We start from the raw sequence: 22506 nt of genomic DNA, 5'->3' as shown, positions 1-22506 counted from the left end.
GTAAACGACAACGGATTCTGTAGGAGTGCATCGTGCGTAAGTTGACTCAACTGGCTTTACTGGCTGCTACCCTGGTCGCCACCCCGGCCTTCGCTGAAATGAAGATCGCCGTTCTGAACTATCAGATGGCGCTGCTCGAATCCGACGCGGCCAAGAAGTACGCGGTCGATGCCGAGAAGAAATTCGGTCCGCAGCTGACCAAACTGAAAAACCTGGAAAGCAGCGCCAAGGGCATCCAGGACCGTCTGGTCGCCGGTGGCGACAAGATGGCCCAGCCTGAGCGCGAGCGCCTGGAGCTTGAATTCAAGCAAAAGGCCCGTGACTTCCAGTTCCAGTCCAAAGAACTGAACGAAGCCAAGGCTGTTGCTGACCGCGAAATGCTCAAGCAACTCAAGCCTAAGCTGGACGGCGCCGTTGAAGAAGTGATCAAGAAAGGCGCGTTCGACCTGGTGCTCGAGCGTGGCGCGGTCATTGATGTCAAGCCTCAGTACGACATCACCCGCCAGGTCATCGAGCGCATGAACCAGTCGCGTTGATCATGACTGTGACCCTGAAACTCGGCCAGCTGGCCGAGTTCCTTGGCGCCACCCTGCGTGGCCCCGAGGAACTGGACATTACCGGCCTTGCGACCCTGCAAGAAGCCGGCGCCGGGCAGCTCAGCTTCCTGGCCAATCCGCAATACCGCAAGTATTTGCCCGAGAGCAAGGCCGCTGCGGTCCTGCTCAAGGCCGACGACGCCGAAGGCTTCGCCGGCAATGCGCTGATCGTGCCGGACCCTTACCTGGCGTATGCGCGTATTTCCCACCTGTTCGATCCAAAGCCCAAGGCTGTGGCGGGAGTGCATCCCAGCGCCGTGGTGGCTGCAGACGCCCAGGTAGATGCGACGGCCAGTATCGGCGCCTTCGCAGTGATCGAGAGTGGTGCGCAGATTGGCGCAGCTGTGACCGTCGGCGCGCATTGCTTTATTGGTGCACGCAGCGTGATTGGCGAGGGCGGTTGGTTGGCCCCGCGTGTCACCCTGTACCACGATGTGCGCATCGGCAAGCGTGTGGTGATCCAGTCTGGCGCGGTGCTGGGCGGTGAAGGCTTCGGCTTTGCCAACGAGAAAGGCATCTGGCGCAAAATCGCCCAGATCGGCGGTGTCAGCATTGGTGACGACGTTGAAATCGGCGTGAACACGGCAATTGATCGCGGTGCCCTGGCCGATACCCGTATCGGTGATGGCGTCAAGCTCGACAACCAGATCCAGATTGCCCATAACGTGCAGGTCGGCGACCATACGGCAATGGCCGCGTGCGTCGGGATTTCCGGCAGTACCAAGATCGGCAAGCATTGCACCATTGCTGGCGGTGTCGGCATGGTGGGCCATATCGATGTGTGTGATGGCGTTTTCGTCTCCGGGATGACCATGGTCACCCGTTCGATCACCGAACCGGGCGGCTATTCTTCCGGTACGGCGATGCAGACGCTGGGCGATTGGCGCAAAAGCGCCGCGCGGATCCGGCAGCTGGACGAGATGGCAAAGCGTCTTCAGCAGGTGGAAAAGCGTGTCGCAGCCGTGACCTCAGGCGACAAAGCTTCATCTGAAGGCTGATACCAATTTCCTGATCAAGAGCGGATAGCCGCTAAACGGCCCTCTTGATTTGCAAAAGGAGCGCGGCGCGAATGCGCGTGCTCCCTATCTTTACTACAGGCTTCCCCCCGAAATGATGGACATCAACGAGATTCGCGAATACCTGCCTCACCGTTACCCGTTCCTGCTCGTGGACCGGGTAGTGGAACTGGACGTCGAGGCCAAGCGCATTCGTGCCTACAAGAATGTCAGCATCAACGAGCCTTTCTTCAATGGCCACTTCCCTGCGCATCCAATCATGCCGGGTGTGTTGATCATTGAGGCCATGGCCCAGGCGGCCGGGATCCTCGGCTTCAAGATGCTCGACGTCAAACCGGCGGACGGCACGCTCTACTACTTCGTTGGCTCCGACAAGCTGCGTTTCCGCCAGCCCGTGCTGCCGGGCGACCAGCTGATCCTCGAAGCCAAGTTCATCAGTTGCAAGCGCCAGATCTGGAAGTTCGAGTGCCAGGCCTCGGTTGACGGCAAGCCGGTCTGCTCTGCGGAAATCATCTGCGCGGAACGCAAGCTATGAGTTTGATTGACCCTCGGGCAATCATCGATCCGTCGGCGAAGCTTGCCGACGGCGTCGAGGTCGGCCCTTGGTCGATCATCGGTGCCGGGGTCGAGATCGGCGAGGGGACCGTTATCGGTCCGCACGTTGTACTCAAAGGGCCGACCCGTATCGGCAAGTACAACCGCATCTATCAGTTCTCCTCGGTGGGTGAAGACACCCCCGACATGAAATACAAGGGTGAGGAGACTCGCCTGGTGATCGGCGATCACAACGTGATCCGCGAGGGCGTGACCATTCACCGTGGTACGGTGCAAGACCGCAGCGAAACCACCCTGGGCGATCACAACCTGATCATGGCCTACGCGCACATCGGTCACGATAGCGTCATCGGCAACCACTGCATCCTCGTCAACAACACTGCGCTGGCTGGCCACGTGCATGTCGATGACTGGGCGATCCTGTCTGGTTTCACCCTGGTGCATCAGTACTGCCATATCGGCGCCCACAGCTTCTCCGGCATGGGCACGGCCATTGGCAAGGATGTACCGGCGTACGTCACGGTCTTTGGCAATCCGGCCGAAGCGCGCAGCATGAACTTCGAAGGCATGCGCCGTCGTGGTTTCAGCGAAGAAGCGATCCATGCGCTGCGCCGTGCCTATAAGGTGGTCTACCGCCAGGGCCTGACCGTCGAGCAAGCCATTGCCGAGCTGCAAGAGCCTGCCCAGCAGTTCCCGGAAGTCGACGTCTTCCGTCAATCGATCCAGACCTCCACCCGCGGCATCACGCGCTGATATGTCGACTCTGTGCGTAGCGCTGGTGGCTGGCGAGGCCAGCGGCGATATTCTCGGTTCCGGCTTGATGCGCGCGCTCAAGGCGCGTCACCCGGATGTACGCTTTATCGGTGTCGGCGGCCCCCTGATGGAAGCCGAGGGGCTGCGCACCTACTTCCCCATGGAGCGCCTGGCGGTGATGGGCCTGGTGGAAGTGCTGGGCCGCCTGCGCGAGCTGCTCAAGCGCCGCAAACTGCTGATCCAGACGCTGATCGACGAAAAGCCGGATGTGTTCATCGGCATCGATGCCCCGGACTTCAATCTCAACATCGAACTCAAGCTGCGCCAGGCCGGGATCAAGACCGTGCACTACGTCAGCCCTTCGGTATGGGCATGGCGCCAGAAGCGCGTGTTGAAGATCCGCGAAGGCTGCGACCTGATGCTGACGCTGCTGCCGTTCGAAGCCCGATTCTACGAAGAGAAGGGTGTTCCGGTGCGTTTCGTCGGTCACCCGCTGGCCGATACCATCCCGCTCGAATCCGATCGCCGCGCCGCTCGTGCCGTATTGGGGCTCGCTGACGGCCCTGTGGTGGCCTTGATGCCGGGCAGTCGTGGTGGTGAAGTCGGGCGCCTGGGTGCCTTGTTCCTCGACACCGCACAGCGCGTGCAGGCATTGGTCCCTGGGGTACGTTTCGTCACGCCGTGTGCCAACCCGGCGCGGCGTGCACAGCTGGAGCAGATGCTCGCTGGCCGCGACTTGCCCCTGACGCTGCTCGACGGACAGTCGCACCTGGCCCTGGAAGCCTGCGATGCGGTGCTGATCGCCTCGGGCACCGCAACCCTGGAAGCATTGCTGTACAAGCGCCCGATGGTGGTTGCCTACCGCCTGGCGCCGCTGACCTACTGGATTCTCAAACGTCTGGTCAAAAGCCCCTACGTGTCCCTGCCCAACCTGCTGGCCCAGCGCCTGCTGGTGCCGGAGCTGCTGCAAGAGGCCGCTACCAGCGAGGCCCTGGCGCAAACCCTGGTGCCGCTGATCAAGGGTGGCGAGCAACAGACCGAAGGCTTTGACCAGATCCACCGCACCCTGCGCCGTGACGCCTCGAATCAGGCGGCAGACGCGGTGCTGGCTTTGCTGGAAACCCGATAAATGCAAACTGGATTGGATTTCAACCTGGTCGAAGACCTGGTCGCCGGTGTCGACGAGGTGGGCCGTGGCCCACTGTGCGGCGCGGTGGTGACGGCGGCGGTGATCCTCGACCCGAATCGGCCGATCCTCGGGCTCAACGACTCGAAGAAGCTCACCGAAGCCAAGCGCGAGAAGCTCTATGAAGAGATCTGCGAAAAGGCCCTGAGCTTCTGCATCGCCCGGGCCGAGGTCGAAGAGATCGACCAGCTGAATATCCTGCATGCCACCATGCTGGCCATGCAGCGTGCGGTGGAAGGCCTGCACATCACGCCGAAACTGGCGCTGATCGACGGCAACCGCTGCCCTAAACTGAACGTGCCTTCGGCCCCTGTGGTCAAGGGTGATAGCCAGGTGCCGGCGATCGCCGCGGCCTCGATTCTGGCCAAGGTTACCCGCGACCGGGAAATGGCCGCGTTCGAGCGGATCTACCCAGGCTATGGCATCGGCGGACACAAGGGTTACCCGACCCCGGTGCACCTGGAAGCGCTGGCTCGCCTGGGCCCCACGCCGATTCACCGGCGCTCGTTCGCTCCGGTGCGTGCGGCCTTCGAGGCCCGCGACCTGCAGGGTGACAGCCTGTTCAAAGGCTGATCGCCCACAGGGCTCACCTTCAGTCAGGATCGCATTGCGCTGGCTGTTGTTTTGATCGAGGCCCGGTACAATCCGGGCCTTGTTGTTTTGCGCTGCTATAGGATCATCATGTCGGCTTCCTTCGTTCATCTACGCTTGCACACCGAATTCTCGCTGGTCGACGGCCTGGTACGGATCAAGCCGCTGGCCAAGGCCCTGGCCGGGATGAACATGCCGGCGGTGGCGGTCACCGACCAGAGCAACATGTGCTCGCTGGTCAAGTTCTACAAGAGCGCGATGGGCGCAGGCATCAAGCCGATCTGTGGCGCCGACCTGTGGCTGGCCAACGCCGACCCGGACGCGCCGCTGTCGCGCATCTGCTTCCTGGCGATGGACGCCAAGGGCTACCGCAACCTCACCGAGTTGATCTCGCGGGGTTGGGTCGATGGCCAGCGCAATGGCCTGGTGATCATCGAGCGTGAGTGGATCGCCCCGGCCAGCGAAGGCTTGATCGCCCTGTCGGCAGCCAAGGAAGGGGATATCGGCATGGCCCTGATGGGTAGCAACCCGGCGCATGCCGAAGTGTTGCTGGCCGATTGGATGGCCATGTTCCCCGAGCGCTTCTATGTCGAGGTGCAGCGCACCAACCGCTCCGGCGACGAAGAATACCTGCACGCTGCGGTAGCCCTGGCCGACAAGTTTGGTGCGCCGCTGGTGGCGACCAATGATGTGCGCTTCATCAAGCAGACCGACTATGATGCCCACGAAACCCGCGTGTGCATTGGTGAAGGCCGCGCGCTGGACGACCCGCGCCGCTCGCGCAACTACAGCGACCAGCAATACCTGAAAAGCCCGGAAGAAATGGCCGAGCTGTTCAGTGACCTGCCCGACGCCATCAGCAACACCGTCGAGATTGCCAAGCGCTGCAACATCACCGTACAGCTGGGCAAGCACTTCCTGCCCGATTTCCCGACGCCCAACGGCATGGGCATCGACGACTACCTGCGCCACGTGTCCCACGAAGGCCTGGAAGAGCGCCTGGCCGTGCTCTGGCCCAAGGACACCACACCGAATTACGAAGAGAAGCGCCAGGTCTACCTGGATCGCCTGAAGTTCGAGCTGGATATCATCATCCAGATGGGCTTCCCCGGCTACTTCCTGATCGTTATGGACTTCATCAAGTGGGCCAAGAACAACGGCGTGCCGGTCGGCCCGGGCCGGGGGTCGGGTGCCGGCTCGCTGGTCGCCTATGTGCTGAAGATCACCGACCTCGACCCGCTGGCCTATGACCTGCTGTTCGAGCGGTTCCTCAACCCGGAACGGGTATCGATGCCCGACTTCGACGTCGACTTCTGCATGGATGGTCGTGACCGGGTAATCGAATACGTGGCCGACGCCTACGGGCGCAACGCGGTGAGCCAGATCATCACCTTCGGCACCATGGCGGCGAAGGCGGTGGTGCGCGACGTGGCGCGGGTGCAGGGCAAGTCCTACGGCTTGGCTGACCGCCTGTCGAAGATGATCCCGTTCGAAGTCGGCATGACCCTGGAGAAGGCCTTTGAGCAGGAAGAGATCCTGCGCGACTTCCTCAAGACCGACGAAGACGCCAAAGAGATCTGGGACATGGCCCTCAAGCTTGAGGGTGTCTGCCGTGGTACCGGCAAGCACGCCGGCGGCGTGGTTATCGCCCCGACCAAACTGACCGACTTCTCGCCGATTGCCTGTGATGAAGAGGGCGGCGGCCTGGTGACCCAGTTCGACAAGGACGATGTCGAGGCGGCGGGCCTGGTGAAGTTCGACTTCCTCGGCCTGCGGACCCTGACCATCATCAAGTGGGCGATGGAGACGATCAACCGCGAGCAGGCCAAGCAGAGCCTGCCGGACCTGAACATCGACTTCATCCCGCTGGATGACAAGAAAACCTTCGACCTGCTGCAAAAGGCCGAGACCACGGCGGTGTTCCAGCTTGAATCGCGGGGCATGAAGGAGCTGATCAAGAAGCTCAAGCCCGACTGCCTGGAAGACCTGATCGCACTGGTGGCCCTGTTCCGTCCCGGCCCGCTGCAATCGGGCATGGTGGATGATTTCATCAACCGCAAGCACGGGCGCGCCGAGTTGGCCTACCCGCACTCGGACTACCAGTACGAAGGCCTCAAGCCGGTATTGGCGCCGACCTACGGCATCATCCTGTACCAGGAACAGGTGATGCAGATCGCCCAGGTCATGGCCGGCTACACCCTTGGCGGTGCGGACATGCTGCGTCGGGCGATGGGCAAGAAGAAACCCGAGGAAATGGCCAAGCAGCGCGGCGGTTTCATCGAGGGCTGCGTCAGCAACAATATTGACCCGGACCTGGCGGGTAACATTTTCGACCTGGTGGAGAAATTTGCCGGTTACGGCTTCAACAAATCCCACTCCGCCGCCTACGGCCTGGTGTCGTACCAGACGGCTTGGCTGAAGACTCACCACCCGGCTGCATTCATGGCTGCGGTACTGTCGGCGGACATGCACAACACCGACAAGGTCGTGACCTTGATCGAGGAAGTGCGCAGCATGAGGCTGCGCCTCGATGCGCCAGATGTGAACACCTCCGACTTCAAGTTCACGGTCAACGAAGACGGGCGTATCGTCTACGGCCTGGGCGCGATCAAGGGCGTGGGCGAGGGGCCGGTCGAGGCCATCGTCGAGGCGCGCAGCAGCGGGCCGTTCAAGGACTTGTTCGACTTCTGCGAGCGGGTCGACCTCAAGCGCATCAACAAGCGCACCCTCGATGCGCTGGTGCGCAGCGGCGCGCTGGACCGCCTGGGCCCGCACTTCCACGACGAGATCAAGGCCTACCAGGCCAATATCGACCTCAACCGTGCCGTGCTGTTGACCGCGATGGAAGAGGCGATCAAGTCGGCCGAACAGACCGCGCGTACTGCCGACAGCGGCCACGCCGACCTGTTTGGCGGCCTGTTTGTCGAGGCCGATGCCGATGTCTACGCTAATCATCGCAAGGCGCGCGAGCTGACCCTCAAGGAGCGGCTGCGTGGCGAAAAGGACACCCTGGGCCTGTACCTCACTGGCCACCCGATTGACGAATACGAAGGCGAGATCCGCCGGTTCGCCCGTCAGCGCATCATCGACCTGAAGCCTGCGCGAGACACCCAGACCGTTGCCGGGATGATCATTGCCCTGCGCGTGATGAAGAACAAGAAGGGCGACAAGATGGGCTTTGTCACCCTGGATGACCGCTCCGGGCGCATCGAGGCCTCGTTGTTCGCCGACTCCTTCATGGCCGCGCAGTCGCTGTTGCAGACCGACGCGATGGTGGTCGTGGAGGGCGAAGTCAGCAACGATGACTTCTCCGGCGGCCTGCGCCTGCGGGTCAAGCGGGTGATGAGCATGGAAGATGCGCGCACCAACCTGGCCGAGAGCCTGCGCCTGAAGATCCACGCCGATGCGCTCAAGGGCGATCGCCTGGCCTGGCTGGGTGAGCTGTGCAAGCGCCATCGTGGTGCCTGCCCGATCAGCATGGAGTACACCGGCAGCGACGCCAAGGCCTTGCTGCAGTTCGGTGAAGGCTGGCGAATCGACCCGGCTGATGGTCTGATTCAGGCGCTGCGTGACCAGTTCGGGCGTGAGAACGTCTTTTTGCAATATCGATAATTTGATGACTTTTTAATCTCGACCTGAATGCGCCCGATCCCTTAAGGTAGGGCGCCAAACGGATCAACCGGCCGGCCGCCTGGCCGTCGACCCAAGACGGATGCCTATGAACCCGAATTTTCTGGATTTCGAACAGCCGATTGCTGACCTGCAAGCCAAGATCGAAGAGCTGCGCCTGGTTGGCAACGACAACTCGCTGAACATCGGCGATGAGATCGCCCGTCTGCAAGACAAGAGCAGCACGCTGACCGAAAGCATTTTCGGCAACCTGACCAGTTGGCAGATCGCGCGCCTGGCGCGTCACCCGCGTCGCCCGTACACCCTGGACTACATCGACCACATCTTCACCGAGTTCGATGAGTTGCACGGTGATCGTCACTTCTCCGATGACGCTGCAATCGTTGGTGGTGTCGCGCGTCTGGACGACCGTCCGGTGATGGTGATTGGTCACCAGAAGGGCCGTGAAGTGCGCGAGAAGGTCCGTCGCAACTTCGGCATGCCGCGTCCGGAAGGCTACCGCAAGGCTTGCCGCCTGATGGAAATGGCTGAGCGTTTCAATATGCCGATCCTGACCTTCATCGACACGCCGGGCGCTTATCCGGGCATCGACGCTGAAGAGCGCAACCAGAGCGAGGCGATTGCCTGGAACCTGCGCGTCATGGCCCGCTTGAAAACCCCGATCATCGCTACCGTTATCGGTGAAGGCGGTTCCGGTGGTGCGTTGGCCATTGGTGTCTGCGACCAGTTGAACATGCTGCAGTATTCGACCTATGCGGTGATATCGCCGGAAGGTTGCGCATCGATCCTGTGGAAGACTGCCGAGAAGGCGCCGGACGCCGCCGAGGCGATGGGTATTACCGCTGAGCGCCTGAAGGGCCTGGGCATCGTTGACAAGGTCATCCCTGAGCCACTGGGCGGCGCGCACCGCGACCCGGCCAAGGCATCGGCGTCGATCCGTGGCGAGCTGATCGAGCAGTTGGACATGCTGAAGAAGTTCGATCGCGATGCGCTGCTCAAGCGTCGCTATGATCGCCTGATGAGCTACGGGCTCTGATCTGAACTCATCGGGGTGCCTATCGCCGGCAAGGCCGGCTCCCACAGGGCAAGGGTGTACGGGCTCACTGTGGGAGCCGGCCTTGCCGGCGATAGGGTGCGAAGCGCCCGCCAAACAGGTGCCCCGATGACCGATCTCGCAAGCCGACTCCTCGACAGCCTCAAACCCTGGCAGTCATCCCCCTCCTGGTGCATCGCCTTTTCCGGCGGCCTCGACTCCAGCGTCCTGCTCCATCTGCTGGCCAGTCTCTCCCGGCAACACAAATTGCCTCCCGTTCGTGCCCTGCATATCCACCACGGCCTGCAACCGGTTGCCGACACCTGGCCGGATCATTGCCGTGCGCTGTGCGGGCGCCTAGGTATCGCTCTGCAGGTCATTCCTGTTCAGGTCGCCCCCGGCGCCAGCCTGGAACAAGCCGCTCGTGATGCCCGCTATGCGGCGTTTGCCGAAGCACTGAAACCCGGTGAAATCCTCCTGACCGGCCAGCACCGCGAAGACCAGGCCGAAACGCTGCTGTTTCGCCTGCTGCGCGGCGCCGGCCTGCGAGGCCTCGGCGCCATGCCTGGGTCCAGGCCGCTGGGGCAGGGCGCGCTAGTGCGCCCGCTGCTGGGCGTGTCGCGCGACGAACTGTCGAGCTACGCGATGGCGCAGGGCCTGGACTGGATTGAAGACCCCTCCAACGCCGACACCCGGTTCTCGCGCAACTACCTGCGCCATCAGGTCATGCCGGCGCTTCAGCAGCGCTGGCCGCAGGTTGCCCGCAGCCTGGCGCGCAGCGCCGAGCACCTTGGCGAGGCGCAAGGCTTGCTCGATGAGCTGGCCGAGCAGGACCTGGCCCAGGCCGCCAGCAGCACGCCCTGGCCGTGGCTTGACCTGCCGTCGCTGAACCTTCAGGCAATGCGCGCACTGTCCCCGGCACGCCAGCGCAACGCCCTGCAATACTGGCTGGCCTCACGCACCCGCCTGCCGGATGCGCGCCATTGGTCGGGTTGGGACGCGCTTCGCGATGCGGCTCCCGACGGACGGCCACTTTGGTGCCTGGCCGACGGTGAGTTGCACCGCAGCGGCGAGCGGGTTTTCTGGCTCAGCGGCCCATGGCTGGGGGCGCAACCAGCAGCCCAGGCCTGGGACAATCCGGCGCAGCCACTTGCGCTCGACGGCAATGGCCGTGTCGAACTCAGCGGCACGTTGACGCAGCACGCGGTGCAGGTGCGCTACCGCACAGGCGGGGAAATCCTCGCATTACCCGGTCGCGGCCACCGCGATCTCAAGCGCCTGCTGAACGAGCAACAACTGCCCCTGTTCGTCCGCGCACGCCTGCCGTTGCTGTTCCAGGGCGATACTTTGCTGGCCGTGGCCAACCTGCCGGAACTGTCATTGGCCGGCTGTCAATTGCATTGGTGTGTGCCGACGAGCGCGCAAGGTTTGAGATGAAAGGGACATTCCGGTAGACTACGCTCCCTTCTTGATACAACTTCTGTGAGCTCACTTCGAACCACAGCAGTTGCCGATTACCAAGCAGTTTTTTGCTGGGCGATTCTAAAAATGTGTAGCGAGCTCCGTACCGGGTTTTCAACCCCCGGTCTGTCCAGACGCGGCAGTTTTTTAAGTAGCACTGTGATTGACGCAGGTGATCGGGGGCTTCGGCCTTCCTTCGCTTTCCCCGGCGGCACTGACCGCTTTAACGCAGACTTCTAGGGTTTTTCATGACGCGCTACATATTCGTCACGGGCGGTGTTGTTTCTTCTTTGGGGAAAGGCATTGCCTCGGCTTCATTGGCGGCCATCCTGGAGGCGCGGGGGCTCAAGGTCACCATGCTCAAGCTGGACCCGTACATCAACGTCGACCCGGGCACCATGAGCCCGTTCCAGCACGGTGAAGTGTTCGTCACCCACGACGGCGCCGAAACCGACCTGGACCTGGGCCACTACGAGCGGTTCATCCGCACGACCATGACCCAGAACAACAACTTCACCACCGGCCGTATCTACGAGCACGTGCTGCGCAAGGAGCGCCGTGGTGATTACCTGGGTGCAACCATCCAGGTAATCCCGCACATCACTGACGAAATCAAGCGCCGCATCATCAAGGGTGCTGGCGATGCTGACGTGGCCTTGGTGGAAATCGGCGGTACCGTGGGTGACATCGAGTCGCAACCGTTCCTCGAAGCCATCCGCCAGCTGCGTGTTGAAGTGGGCTCCAAGCGCGCCATGCTGATGCACCTGACCCTGGTTCCGTACATCGCCACTGCTGGCGAGACCAAGACCAAGCCAACCCAGCACTCGGTCAAGGAGCTGCGCTCCATCGGCCTGCAACCAGACGTGCTGATCTGCCGCTCCGACCACCCGGTTGACGTGTCCTCGCGCCGCAAGATCGCGCTGTTCACCAACGTTGAAGAACGTGCGGTGATCTCCCTGGAAGACGTCGACACCATCTACAAGATCCCGGCCGTGCTGCACGCCCAGGGCCTGGACGACTTCGTCGTCGAGCGCTTCGGCCTGCAATGCAATGGTGCCGACCTGTCCGAGTGGGAAAAGGTCGTTGACGCCAAGCTCAACCCAGAGCACGAAGTGACCATCGCCATGGTCGGCAAGTACATGGAGCTGCTGGACGCCTACAAGTCGCTGATCGAAGCGATGAGCCACGCTGGCATCCAGAACCGCACCAAGGTCAACCTGCGCTACATCGACTCCGAAGACATCGAGAACCAGGGCACTGGCCTGCTCGACGGTGTCGACGCGATCCTGGTTCCGGGCGGCTTCGGTCTGCGCGGCGTGGAAGGCAAGATCACTGCCGTACAGTACGCTCGTGAGAACAAGATCCCGTACCTGGGTATCTGCCTGGGCATGCAAGTGGCGGTCATCGAGTTCGCACGTAACGTCATGGGCTGGAAAGACGCCAACTCCACCGAGTTCGATCGCAACAGCGGCCACCCGGTAGTCGGCCTGATCACCGAGTGGGCTGATGCCACCGGCGAAGTCGAGACCCGTACCGAAACTTCCGACCTGGGTGGCACCATGCGCCTGGGCGCACAGGACTGCCAGCTGGAAGCCGGCTCCAAGGTGCACGACTGCTACGCCAAGGACGTCATCGTCGAGCGTCATCGTCACCGCTACGAAGTGAACAACAACCTGCTGCCACAGCTGGTCGAGGCTGGCCTGAAAGTTTCCGGTCGCTCCGGTGACGGCGCGCTGGTTGAAGTGGTCGAGTCCCTGGATCACCCATGGTTCGTCGCTTGCCAGTTCCACCCGGAGTTCACCTCCACCCCGCGTGACGGTCACCCGCTGTTCAGCGGCTTCGTCAAGGCGGCACTGGCTCAAAAGAACAAGGCCTGATCCATGACCCAGAAGATCATTCGCGTCGGTAACATCGAGATCGCCAACGACAAGCCGTTCGTCCTGTTCGGCGGCATGAACGTGCTGGAATCCCGTGACCTGGCCATGAAGGTCTGTGAAGAGTACGTGCGGGTTACCGAGAAACTCGGTATCCCTTACGTGTTCAAGGCCAGCTTCGACAAGGCCAACCGTTCGTCGATCAACTCCTACCGTGGCCCAGGCCTGGAAGCGGGGATGAAGATCTTCGAGGAGATCAAGCGGACCTTCAACGTCCCGGTGATCACCGATGTGCACGAGCCGCACCAGGCGCAAGCCGTGGCGGACGTGTGCGACATCATCCAGTTGCCGGCCTTCCTGTCGCGCCAGACCGATCTGGTCGCGGCGATGGCCAAGACCGGCGCGGTGATCAACATCAAGAAGGCCCAGTTCCTCGCACCTCAGGAAATGAAACACATCCTGAGCAAATGCGAAGAAGCCGGCAACGATCAACTGATCCTGTGCGAGCGTGGTTCCAGCTTCGGGTACAACAACCTGGTGGTGGACATGCTCGGCTTCGGCATCATGAAGCAGTTCGAATACCCGGTGTTCTTCGACGTGACCCACGCCCTGCAAACGCCGGGTGGTCGCGCCGATTCCGCCGGTGGCCGCCGCGCCCAGGTCACCGACCTGGCCAAGGCCGGTCTGAGCCAGGGCCTGGCTGGCCTGTTCCTCGAGGCTCACCCGGACCCGGACAACGCCAAGTGCGATGGCCCGTGCGCGTTGCGCCTGGACAAACTGGAGCCATTCCTGGCCCAGCTCAAGCAACTGGACGACCTGGTTAAAAGTTTTCCGACGGTAGAAACCGCGTAAAACCCATTTCTCCGGTAAAGTACCGCACGTTTAATCCCTGACCGACAGGTCAGGGACTTTTCTGCGTCAGGCCTGCCTGCGTTTTATCGCCTGACGACAGCCCCGGTTTTTTCTCAGCTGCGTTGTTTTCGTCAATTCTGGAGTGCTTACAACAATGGCAAAAATCGTCGACATCAAAGGTCGTGAAGTTCTCGATTCGCGTGGCAACCCCACCGTGGAAGCGGACGTACTGCTCGACAACGGCATCATCGGTAGCGCGTGCGCGCCGTCCGGTGCTTCCACCGGCTCGCGTGAAGCACTTGAGCTGCGTGATGGCGACAAGAGCCGTTACATGGGCAAGGGCGTGCTGAAAGCCGTTGCCAACATCAACGGCCCGATCCGCGACCTGCTGCTGGGCAAAGACCCGATCGACCAGAAAGCCCTCGACCACGCCATGATCAAGCTCGATGGCACCGAGAACAAGGCTACCCTGGGCGCCAACGCCATCCTCGCGGTGTCCCTGGCTGCTGCCAAGGCGGCTGCACAGGATCAGGACCTGCCGCTGTACGCGCACATTGCCAACCTCAACGGCACCCCAGGTGTTTACTCGATGCCGGTTCCGATGATGAACATCATCAACGGCGGCGAGCATGCCGACAACAACGTCGACATCCAGGAATTCATGGTTCAGCCGGTTGGCGCCAAGACCTTCTCCGACGGCCTGCGCATGGGCACCGAGATCTTCCATCACCTCAAAGCCGTGCTCAAGGCCCGTGGCCTGAACACTGCCGTCGGTGATGAAGGTGGTTTCGCGCCGAACCTGGCTTCCAACGAAGACGCCCTGGCGGCCATCTCTGAAGCGGTGGCCAACGCTGGCTACAAGCTGGGCACCGACGTGACCCTGGCCTTGGACTGCGCTGCGAGCGAGTTCTACGAAGACGGCAAATACAACCTGTCGGGCGAAGGCAAATCCTTCGACGCCGAAGGTTTCGCCGAGTACCTGAAAGGCCTGACCGAGCGTTTCCCGATCATCTCGATCGAAGACGGCCTGGACGAGTCCGACTGGGCTGGCTGGAAGATCCTGACCGACAAGATCGGCGAGAAGGTGCAACTGGTCGGTGACGACCTGTTCGTGACCAACACCAAGATCCTGAAAGAAGGTATCGACAAGAACATCGGTAACTCGATCCTGATCAAGTTCAACCAGATCGGCACGCTGACCGAGACCCTGGAAGCCATCCAGATGGCCAAGGCCGCTGGTTACACTGCCGTGATCTCGCACCGTTCGGGCGAAACCGAAGACTCCACCATCGCCGACCTGGCCGTGGGTACTGCTGCCGGCCAGATCAAGACCGGTTCGCTGTGCCGCTCCGATCGCGTCTCCAAGTACAACCAGCTGCTGCGTATCGAAGAGCAACTGGGCGACAAGGCGCAGTACCGTGGTCGCGCCGAGTTTCGCGGCTAAGCGAGAGATGGTAAAAAGACAGCAGAGCGTCGCCGATCGGTCCTGCTGATCGTTGGCTAAACTCTCGCTGCAAGTGCTTGCCCCACAAAGCCTGGCTTCGGCCAGGCTTCGTGCCATCAGCCCCTTGCACGTGGCGGTCTTTTTCCACTGGATACCCTGATGCGCAGTCCTTATTGGTTGTTCCTCGTCTTGCTCCTGTTGCTGGGTGGCCTGCAATACCGCCTTTGGGTGGGTAACGGCAGCCTGGCCCAGGTCACCGAGCTCAAGCAGCAAATCGCTGACCAGCACGCTGAAAACGAGCGTTTGCTGGAGCGTAACCGCGTGCTTGACGCCGAAGTGCTGGAGTTGAAGAAAGGTATGGAAACCGTCGAAGAACGGGCTCGCCATGAATTGGGTATGGTCAAGGAGGGTGAAACCCTCTACCAGCTGGCCCAATGATTCAGTCCCTGCCAGCCTTCTGGGCAGTGATTCCTGCTGCGGGTGTGGGTGCCCGCATGGCAGCCGACCGGCCCAAGCAATATTTGCTATTGGGCGGGCGGACGATTCTCGAGCATAGCCTCGACTGTTTTCTTGACCATCCCTGCCTGAAGGGGGTGGTGGTCAGCCTGGCGGCTGACGATCCTTACTGGCCGGGCCTGAAGTGCGCCGGCGATTCGCGTATTCAACGTGCGGCCGGTGGTCGCGAACGGGCCGACTCGGTGCTCAATGCCTTGTTGCTGCTGCATGCGCAGGGCGCGCAAGACAGCGACTGGGTGTTGGTGCACGATGCCGCGCGGCCGAATCTGGCGCGGGCGGACCTGGACCGGTTGTTGGCTGAACTGGCTGACGACCCGGTGGGTGGCCTGCTGGCGGTGCCGGCGCGTGACACGCTCAAGCGGGCCGACGCCAATGGGCGGGTCAGCGCCACGATTGACCGCAGCACCGTGTGGCAGGCGTATACCCCGCAGATGTTCCGCTTGGGGGCATTGCACCGGGCGCTGGCCGACAGCCTGGTGGCCGATGTGGCGATCACCGACGAGGCGTCGGCGCTGGAATGGGCAGGACAGGCGCCACGCCTGATCGAAGGGCGCACCGACAACATCAAGGTGACCCGCCCGGAAGACCTGGAGTGGTTGCGTCAGCGTTGGGCCAATCGCGGCTGACCTTGATTCATTGTGGCATCAACTCATCTATGAGCGGGTACAGCCTCTGTGGGAGCTGGCCTTGCCAGCGATGAGCAGATGAAGCTGTAACTGCTACGTCACCGGCCAATCGCCGGCAAGGCCGGCTCCCACAGAGGAGGCGTGTGCATTTCAGGGGTGGCAGTATTCCGGCATCTTGCCCAACTCCTCACGCAGATAATCCACCAGCTTGCGCACCTTGGGCGATAAATGCCGTTGCTGCGGATACAGCGCCCAGACTGCCGTGTTTGGCGGCTGATGCGCCTCCAGCAGCGACACCAGCGCACCGTTGCCCAGATGCTCCAGCACGTAGTAGTCAGGCAACTGGCACAAGCCCATCCCCTGCAATGCCGCATCCAGCACCGCCTGGCCACTGTTGCAGCGCCAATTGCCCTGCACCCGCTGGGCAATTTCCCGACCGTCCTGCTGCAACGGCCAGACATCCGAACTGCCAATCAGGCAATTGTGCCGTGCCAGCTCCGACAGGCTATGCGGCCGGCCATAACGTTCCAGATACGCCGGTGATGCACACAGGTACATGCGCCGTGGCGCAAGCCGCGCCGCCACCAGCCGCGACTCCTGCAGGCGCCCCAGGCGGATCGCCAGGTCCATGCCTTCATGCAGCAGGTCCAGGGTCCGGTTGCTCAGTTCGATATCCACCCGCAACTGCGGGTATTGCGCCATGAACCGCGTCACCAGTGGCACGATGAAACGTTCGCCATACGCTACCGCACAGGTCATGCGCAGCAAGCCCTTGGGCTCGCTGGTCAGGTCGCCGATTGCCCGCAAGGCTTCCTCGCGACCGTCCTGCAAACGCTGGCAATGCTGAAGAAAAGTCTGCCCGGCCTCACTCAGGGTGACCCGCCGGGTGCTGCGATAGAGCAGACGCGTTTGCAGCCGCTCTTCCAGGCGCGCCACCTGCCGGCTGATGTGCGAGGAGGAAACACCCAGGCGTTCAGCGGCCGCAGTGAACTGCCCCGATTCCGCCACCGCGACGAATTCGTCGATGCCTTCCCAGCGACTGTTCATTGATTATCCCTGTACAGCAATAAAGTTTTGCCTTTGCCTGGATTATTCATCAAATGATGATGAATTACACTTCAGGCCTTGAACTGACCCCTTGTTGGAGAACCTTGATGATCAAGTCCCGTGCCGCCGTTGCATTCGAGGCCAAGAAACCGCTGGAGATCGTCGAAGTCGACGTGGCCATGCCCAAGGCCGGCGAAGTGCTGCTGCGCGTGGTCGCCAGCGGTGTCTGCCATACCGATGCCTACACCTTGTCGGGCGCCGACCCGGAAGGCATCTTCCCGTCGATCCTCGGCCATGAAGGCGGTGCTGTCGTCGAAGCGATTGGTGAGGGCGTGACCTCGGTGGCCGTGGGTGACCACGTGATCCCGCTTTACACTCCGGAATGCAAGCAGTGCAAATTCTGCCTGTCCGGCAAGACCAACCTCTGCCAGGCGATTCGCGCCACCCAGGGCAAGGGCCTGATGCCGGACGGCACCACGCGCTTCTCCTACAAGGGCCAGCAACTGTTCCACTACATGGGCACCTCGACCTTCTCCGAGTACACCGTGTTGCCGGAAATCTCCGTGGCCAAGATCCCCAAGGAAGCGCCACTGGAGAAGGTCTGCCTGCTCGGCTGCGGCGTCACCACCGGCATCGGCGCCGTACTCAACACCGCCAAGGTCAAGCCAGGTGACACCGTAGCCATCTTCGGCCTGGGCGGCATCGGCCTCTCGGCGATCATTGGCGCAGTGAAGGCCAAGGCCGCGCGCATCATTGCTGTGGACATCAACCCGGGCAAATTCGAAATCGCTCGCCAGCTGGGCGCGACCGACTGCGTCAACCCGAAGGACTACGACCGTCCGATCCAGGAAGTCATCGTTGATATGACCGACGGCGGCGTGGACTTCTCCTTCGAGTGCGTCGGCAACGTGCAACTGATGCGCGCTGCGCTGGAATGCTGCCACAAGGGCTGGGGCGAGTCGGTGATCATTGGTGTGGCGGGCGCTGGCCAGGAAATCGCCACCCGTCCGTTCCAGTTGGTGACTGGTCGCGTCTGGCGTGGTTCGGCATTCGGCGGCGTGCGCGGTCGCAGCGAGCTGCCCAGCTATGTCGAGATGGCCGAAACCGGCGAAATCCCGCTGGATACCTTCATCACCCACACCATGGGCCTGGAAGACATCAACAAGGCCTTCGACCTGATGCACGAAGGCAAGAGCATCCGTAGCGTGATCCACTTCTGAGGTCTGCCATGAGCCTGGAAAACATTTCCTGCCAGAAGAGCTTTGGTGGCTGGCACAAGCGCTACCGGCACCGTTCCGAGGTGCTTGGCTGCGACATGGTGTTTGCCGTGTACCTGCCGCCACAGGCGGAGCAGGGCGGCACGCTGCCGGTGCTGTACTGGCTGAGCGGGCTGACCTGCACCGACGAGAACTTCATGCAGAAGGCCGGGGCGCACAAGCTCGCGGCCGAGCTGGGGCTGATCATCGTCACGCCGGACACCAGCCCGCGCGGCGCGCAGGTGCCGGGCGATCCGGACGGCGCCTGGGACTTTGGCCTGGGCGCCGGCTTCTACCTCAATGCCACCGAGCAGCCCTGGGCTGAGCATTACCACATGCATGACTATGTGGTGAGTGAGCTGCCGGCACTGGTCGAGGCGCATTTTCCGGCGTCGGCAGTGCGTGGTATCAGTGGCCACTCGATGGGTGGGCATGGCGCGCTGGTGTGTGCGTTGCGCAACCCTGGGCGGTATCGGTCGGTGTCGGCATTTGCGCCGATCAGCAACCCGATGGATTGCCCTTGGGGGCAGAAGGCGTTCACCCGCTACCTGGGTGAGGACCGTTCGCGCTGGCGCGAGTGGGATGCCAGCGTGTTGATCGCCCAGGCGCAGGAGCACCTGCCACTGTTGGTCGACCAGGGGGATCGCGATGATTTCCTGGAGGGCCAGCTCAAGCCACAGGTGCTGGTGCAGGCGGCGCAGCAGGCGGGGTATGCGCTGGAGATGCGCTTGCAGCCGGGGTATGACCACAGCTACTACTTCATCGCCAGCTTCATCGATGATCACCTGCGCCATCACGCCAAGGCGCTATTTGCCTGATGATGTACTGCCTCTGTGGGAGCCTGCCTTGCTAGCTTCCACAGCGGCAGATGCAGGGCAGTTGTTCCCGCTATGCATTTGCATTTAGCGCCCAAGCCCCGGCAAAGCAGGTAGAATCACGCCCTGACTCAGACAGGGCGTTTTTATATGCGTATTGGCCACGGCTACGATGTGCACCGCTTCGCGGAAGGCGATTTCATCACCTTGGGTGGGGTGCGTATTGCACACACATTCGGCCTGCTGGCCCATTCCGATGGCGACGTGCTGCTGCACGCCTTGAGCGATGCACTGCTCGGCGCTGCGGCCCTTGGCGACATCGGCAAGCATTTCCCCGACACCGACCCGCAGTTCAAGGGCGCCGACAGCCGCGTGCTGCTGCGTCACGTGGTCAAGATCGTCCAGGCCAAAGGCTGGAAGGTCGGCAACATCGACGCCACCATCGTCGCCCAGGCGCCAAAAATGGCCCCGCACATCGACACCATGCGCCAGTTGATCGCCGAAGACCTGCAGGTCGAACTCGACCAGGTCAACGTCAAGGCCACCACCACTGAAAAGCTCGGTTTCACCGGCCGTGAAGAAGGCATCGCCGTCCACGCCGTCGCCTTGTTGCTCAGCGCATGACCGAACTCGAACTGCTCGGCCCGCGCGCATCGGGCCCATCCCTGGGGAGCGCGGTACTCAAGGCCGTCGCTGAAGATTTCCAGGTTGATGAAGTCCTCGACATTCCATTGTCCGGTACTGGCGAACACCTGTGGGTCTGGGTGGAAAAACGCGAACTCAATACCGAAGAAGCCGCCCGCCGCCTGGCCAAGGCTGCTGGCGTGCCGCTGCGTACGGTCAGCTACGCCGGGCTCAAGGATCGTCAGGCGCTGACCCGCCAGTGGTTCAGCCTGCACCTGCCGGGCAAGTCCGACCCCGACCTGAGCGCGGCGCAAAACGAAACCCTGAGCATCCTCAAAAGCACTCGCCATTCGCGCAAGTTGCAGCGCGGTGCGCACTCGGCGAACGGCTTCACCCTGCGCCTGACCCAGCTCAAAGCAGACCAGGCGGCGCTCAACGCGCGCCTGGAAACCCTGCGCAGCCAGGGCGTGCCGAACTACTTCGGCAGCCAGCGCTTCGGCTTTGATGGCGGCAACGTCCATGACGCGCGGCAATGGGCCGAGCGTCAGGCCCTGCCGGAGCAGCGCAACGTGCGTTCGCGCCTGCTTTCGGCCGGGCGCAGCTTCGTCTTCAACCAGGTGCTGGCCGCCCGCGTGGCCGATGGCACCTGGCAGCAGGCGCAAGTTGGTGACTTGCTGGCCTTCACCGACAGCCGCAGCTTCTTCCCGGCCGGTGAAGCCGAGTGCAGCGACCCGCGCCTGGCGATTCTCGATCTGCACCCCACCGGCCCGCTGTGGGGCGAAGGGCTGCCGGCCACCCAAGGTGCGCCGGGGACAATCGAGCAGCGCATCGGCGAGCAAGAGGCGGCACTTTGCCAGTGGTTGGGCCGGGCAAATCTCAATCAAGAGCGTCGCATTATGCGACTGCCCATTGGCGGCCTGACGTGGCATTATCCCGAGCCTGATATCCTGCAACTGGAATTCGTCCTGCCGGCCGGATGCTTCGCCACCGTCGTGGTGCGCGAACTTGTCGATCTGGTGCCGGTAGGGCAGACGGACAGCCCATGCGTATTCTGATTTCGAACGACGACGGGGTCACCGCCCCCGGCCTCGCCGCGCTGCACAGCGCGCTGGCGGATTATGCCGAGTGTGTGGTGATTGCCCCGGATCAAGACAAGAGCGGCGCCAGCAGTTCGCTGACGCTCGACCGTCCGCTGCACCCGCAAACCCTGGCCAATGGCTTTATCAGCCTTAATGGCACGCCGACCGATTGCGTCCACCTGGGCCTGAACGGCCTGCTGGAGCGCACGCCGGACATGGTCGTGTCGGGCATCAACCTGGGCGCCAACCTGGGCGATGACGTGCTGTATTCCGGCACGGTAGCGGCGGCGCTTGAAGGGCGCTTCCTCGGTGGCACCTCGTTTGCGTTCTCGCTGGTATCGCGCCTGCCCGACAACCTGCCGGCGGCGGCGTACATCGCCCGCAAGCTGGTCGAGGCACACGATCGCCTGGCACTGCCACCGCGTACCGTGCTCAACGTGAATATCCCCAACCTGCCGTTGGAGCACATCCGTGGCATCCAGCTGACCCGCCTGGGCCATCGTGCCCGCGCCGCCGCGCCGACCAAGGTGGTCAACCCGCGCGGCAAGGAAGGCTACTGGATCGCGGTGGCCGGCGACGCCGAAGACGGCGGCCCGGGCACCGACTTCCATGCGGTGATGCAGGGCTACGTATCGATCACCCCGTTGCAACTGGACCGCACTTTCAACGATGCCTTTGACTCGCTCAATGGTTGGCTGGAGGGGCTGCTCTGATGCGCGAGCAGGACGACCTGATGCGCCGGGGTATCGGCATGACCTCGCAACGGACCCGCGAACGCCTGATTCAGCGACTCTGTGAAGAGGGTGTGTCGAACCCGAAGGTACTGGATGTTCTGCGACGTACGCCTCGGCACCTGTTCGTCGACGAAGCGCTGGCACACCGCGCCTACGAAGACACCGCACTGCCTATCGGGCACAACCAGACCATCTCGCAGCCGTTCATGGTTGCGCACATGAGCGAAGTGCTGCTTGAAGATGGCCCGCTGGACAAGGTGCTGGAGATCGGCACCGGCTCCGGCTACCAGACCGCCGTACTGGCGCAACTGGTGGAGCGGGTGTTCTCGGTGGAGCGCATCAAGGTCCTGCAGGACCGCGCCAAGGAGCGCCTGCTTGAGCTGAACCTGCGCAACGTGGTGTTCCGTTGGGGTGACGGCTGCGAAGGCTGGCCGGCCCTGGCACCGTACAACGGCATCATCGTCACCGCAGTGGCACCTGAGGTGCCCCAGGCCCTATTGGACCAGCTGGCGCCAGGTGGGCGCATGGTGATCCCTGTCGGCCCTGCTGGCGAGGCGCAGCAGCTGCTGCTGATCGTGCGCGAGGAGCATGGTTTCTCGCGCCGCGCATTGGGCGCAGTGCGCTTTGTGCCGTTGCTGAACGGCCCGCTGGCCTGAGCGGAGTTTTTTTCGCCAGCAGCGAATTCTCGGCGAAAAGCCGGGTCTATCAGGCGGGCCAGACGGCGTGTTTGGCTTTTGCGCCTTCAATGCGTCGGCAAATCCGGCGCGCTTGGTTATAATTGCAACATTATTGCATTTCTTGTTTCGGTCACCTTTAAG

Annotated in this window: 21 protein-coding genes; 20 read left to right on the top strand and 1 reads right to left on the bottom strand. The window is 62.4% G+C overall.

Annotated elements, in window-relative coordinates; translation table 11 throughout:
- Positions 1–32 precede the first annotated feature (32 nt).
- The 14 genes from M5G11_RS06310 (at position 33) to ispD (ending at position 16133) form a co-directional block, all read left to right on the top strand.
- Positions 33–536, top strand: coding sequence for an OmpH family outer membrane protein (locus tag M5G11_RS06310; RefSeq protein ID WP_273908696.1), 504 nt, complete (start codon positions 33–35; stop codon positions 534–536).
- Entirely contained in the window at positions 533–1594 is a 1062-nt protein-coding gene (gene lpxD, locus M5G11_RS06305) for a UDP-3-O-(3-hydroxymyristoyl)glucosamine N-acyltransferase (protein WP_273908697.1), read from the top strand. Before M5G11_RS06310 ends, lpxD begins: the two co-directional genes overlap by 4 nt.
- Positions 1595–1706: 112 nt before the next feature.
- Entirely contained in the window at positions 1707–2147 is a 441-nt protein-coding gene (gene fabZ / locus M5G11_RS06300; protein ID WP_273908698.1) for a 3-hydroxyacyl-ACP dehydratase FabZ, read from the top strand.
- Entirely contained in the window at positions 2144–2920 is a 777-nt protein-coding gene (gene lpxA / locus M5G11_RS06295; RefSeq protein ID WP_273908699.1) for an acyl-ACP--UDP-N-acetylglucosamine O-acyltransferase, read from the top strand. Before fabZ ends, lpxA begins: the two co-directional genes overlap by 4 nt.
- Position 2921: 1 nt before the next feature.
- Complete coding sequence (gene lpxB, locus M5G11_RS06290; RefSeq protein WP_273908701.1) at positions 2922–4049, top strand: lipid-A-disaccharide synthase; 1128 nt, start codon at positions 2922–2924, stop codon at positions 4047–4049.
- Complete coding sequence (gene rnhB, locus M5G11_RS06285) at positions 4050–4679, top strand: ribonuclease HII (RefSeq protein WP_273908703.1); 630 nt, start codon at positions 4050–4052, stop codon at positions 4677–4679. It begins immediately after the preceding gene.
- A 108-nt stretch (positions 4680–4787) separates the two neighbouring features.
- A complete protein-coding gene (gene dnaE / locus M5G11_RS06280; RefSeq protein WP_273908704.1) occupies positions 4788–8309 on the top strand; it encodes a DNA polymerase III subunit alpha in 3522 nt (1173 codons plus the stop codon).
- Between the two features lie 106 nt (positions 8310–8415).
- Positions 8416–9363, top strand: a complete 948-nt coding sequence (locus tag M5G11_RS06275) for an acetyl-CoA carboxylase carboxyltransferase subunit alpha (RefSeq protein ID WP_273908706.1) — start codon at positions 8416–8418, stop codon at positions 9361–9363.
- 126 nt (positions 9364–9489) lie between these two features.
- Positions 9490–10797: a tRNA lysidine(34) synthetase TilS gene (gene tilS / locus M5G11_RS06270; protein WP_273908708.1), complete on the top strand. Its 1308-nt coding sequence runs from the start codon at positions 9490–9492 to the stop codon at positions 10795–10797.
- Between the two features lie 272 nt (positions 10798–11069).
- Complete coding sequence (locus tag M5G11_RS06265; protein WP_273908710.1) at positions 11070–12698, top strand: CTP synthase; 1629 nt, start codon at positions 11070–11072, stop codon at positions 12696–12698.
- Between the two features lie 3 nt (positions 12699–12701).
- Positions 12702–13547: a 3-deoxy-8-phosphooctulonate synthase gene (gene kdsA, locus M5G11_RS06260; protein ID WP_273908712.1), complete on the top strand. Its 846-nt coding sequence runs from the start codon at positions 12702–12704 to the stop codon at positions 13545–13547.
- A gap of 154 nt (positions 13548–13701) precedes the next feature.
- Positions 13702–14991 (top strand): phosphopyruvate hydratase, encoded by a 1290-nt coding sequence (gene eno, locus M5G11_RS06255; RefSeq protein WP_273908714.1) that lies wholly within the window; start codon positions 13702–13704, stop codon positions 14989–14991.
- Positions 14992–15150: 159 nt separating this feature from the next.
- Positions 15151–15429 carry a cell division protein FtsB gene (gene ftsB / locus M5G11_RS06250; RefSeq protein WP_038996723.1) on the top strand — a complete coding sequence of 93 codons (279 nt, stop codon included), beginning with the start codon at positions 15151–15153 and terminating at the stop codon, positions 15427–15429.
- Entirely contained in the window at positions 15426–16133 is a 708-nt protein-coding gene (gene ispD, locus M5G11_RS06245) for a 2-C-methyl-D-erythritol 4-phosphate cytidylyltransferase (protein ID WP_273908716.1), read from the top strand. Before ftsB ends, ispD begins: the two co-directional genes overlap by 4 nt.
- Positions 16134–16283: 150 nt before the next feature.
- Here ispD and M5G11_RS06240 read toward each other — a convergent pair whose 3' ends face one another.
- A complete protein-coding gene (locus M5G11_RS06240) occupies positions 16284–17180 on the bottom strand; it encodes a LysR substrate-binding domain-containing protein (RefSeq protein ID WP_273908719.1) in 897 nt (298 codons plus the stop codon).
- A 107-nt stretch (positions 17181–17287) separates the two neighbouring features.
- On the opposite strand from M5G11_RS06240, the gene M5G11_RS06235 reads away from it, so the two are divergent.
- The 6 genes from M5G11_RS06235 (at position 17288) to M5G11_RS06210 (ending at position 22344) form a co-directional block, all read left to right on the top strand.
- Positions 17288–18400, top strand: coding sequence for an S-(hydroxymethyl)glutathione dehydrogenase/class III alcohol dehydrogenase (locus tag M5G11_RS06235; protein WP_273908721.1), 1113 nt, complete (start codon positions 17288–17290; stop codon positions 18398–18400).
- Positions 18401–18408: 8 nt separating this feature from the next.
- Positions 18409–19254 (top strand): S-formylglutathione hydrolase, encoded by an 846-nt coding sequence (fghA, locus tag M5G11_RS06230; protein ID WP_273908722.1) that lies wholly within the window; start codon positions 18409–18411, stop codon positions 19252–19254.
- Positions 19255–19401: 147 nt separating this feature from the next.
- Entirely contained in the window at positions 19402–19875 is a 474-nt protein-coding gene (gene ispF, locus M5G11_RS06225; protein ID WP_273908723.1) for a 2-C-methyl-D-erythritol 2,4-cyclodiphosphate synthase, read from the top strand.
- Positions 19872–20930, top strand: a complete 1059-nt coding sequence (gene truD / locus M5G11_RS06220; protein WP_273908726.1) for a tRNA pseudouridine(13) synthase TruD — start codon at positions 19872–19874, stop codon at positions 20928–20930. The genes ispF and truD overlap by 4 nt, the downstream gene beginning before the upstream one ends.
- On the top strand, positions 20918–21667 hold the full coding sequence (surE, locus tag M5G11_RS06215) for a 5'/3'-nucleotidase SurE (RefSeq protein ID WP_273908728.1): 750 nt from the start codon (positions 20918–20920) through the stop codon (positions 21665–21667). Before truD ends, surE begins: the two co-directional genes overlap by 13 nt.
- Positions 21668–21705: 38 nt before the next feature.
- Positions 21706–22344: a protein-L-isoaspartate(D-aspartate) O-methyltransferase gene (locus M5G11_RS06210; protein WP_273908821.1), complete on the top strand. Its 639-nt coding sequence runs from the start codon at positions 21706–21708 to the stop codon at positions 22342–22344.
- The last annotated feature ends 162 nt before the right edge of the window (positions 22345–22506 follow it).

Origin of the sequence: Pseudomonas fontis, from assembly GCF_028656955.1 — a bacterium.
Lineage (GTDB): Bacteria > Pseudomonadota > Gammaproteobacteria > Pseudomonadales > Pseudomonadaceae > Aquipseudomonas > Aquipseudomonas fontis.
The sequence above is the reverse complement of the archived record's forward strand: the minus strand, read 5'-3'. Positions and strand labels throughout refer to the sequence as shown.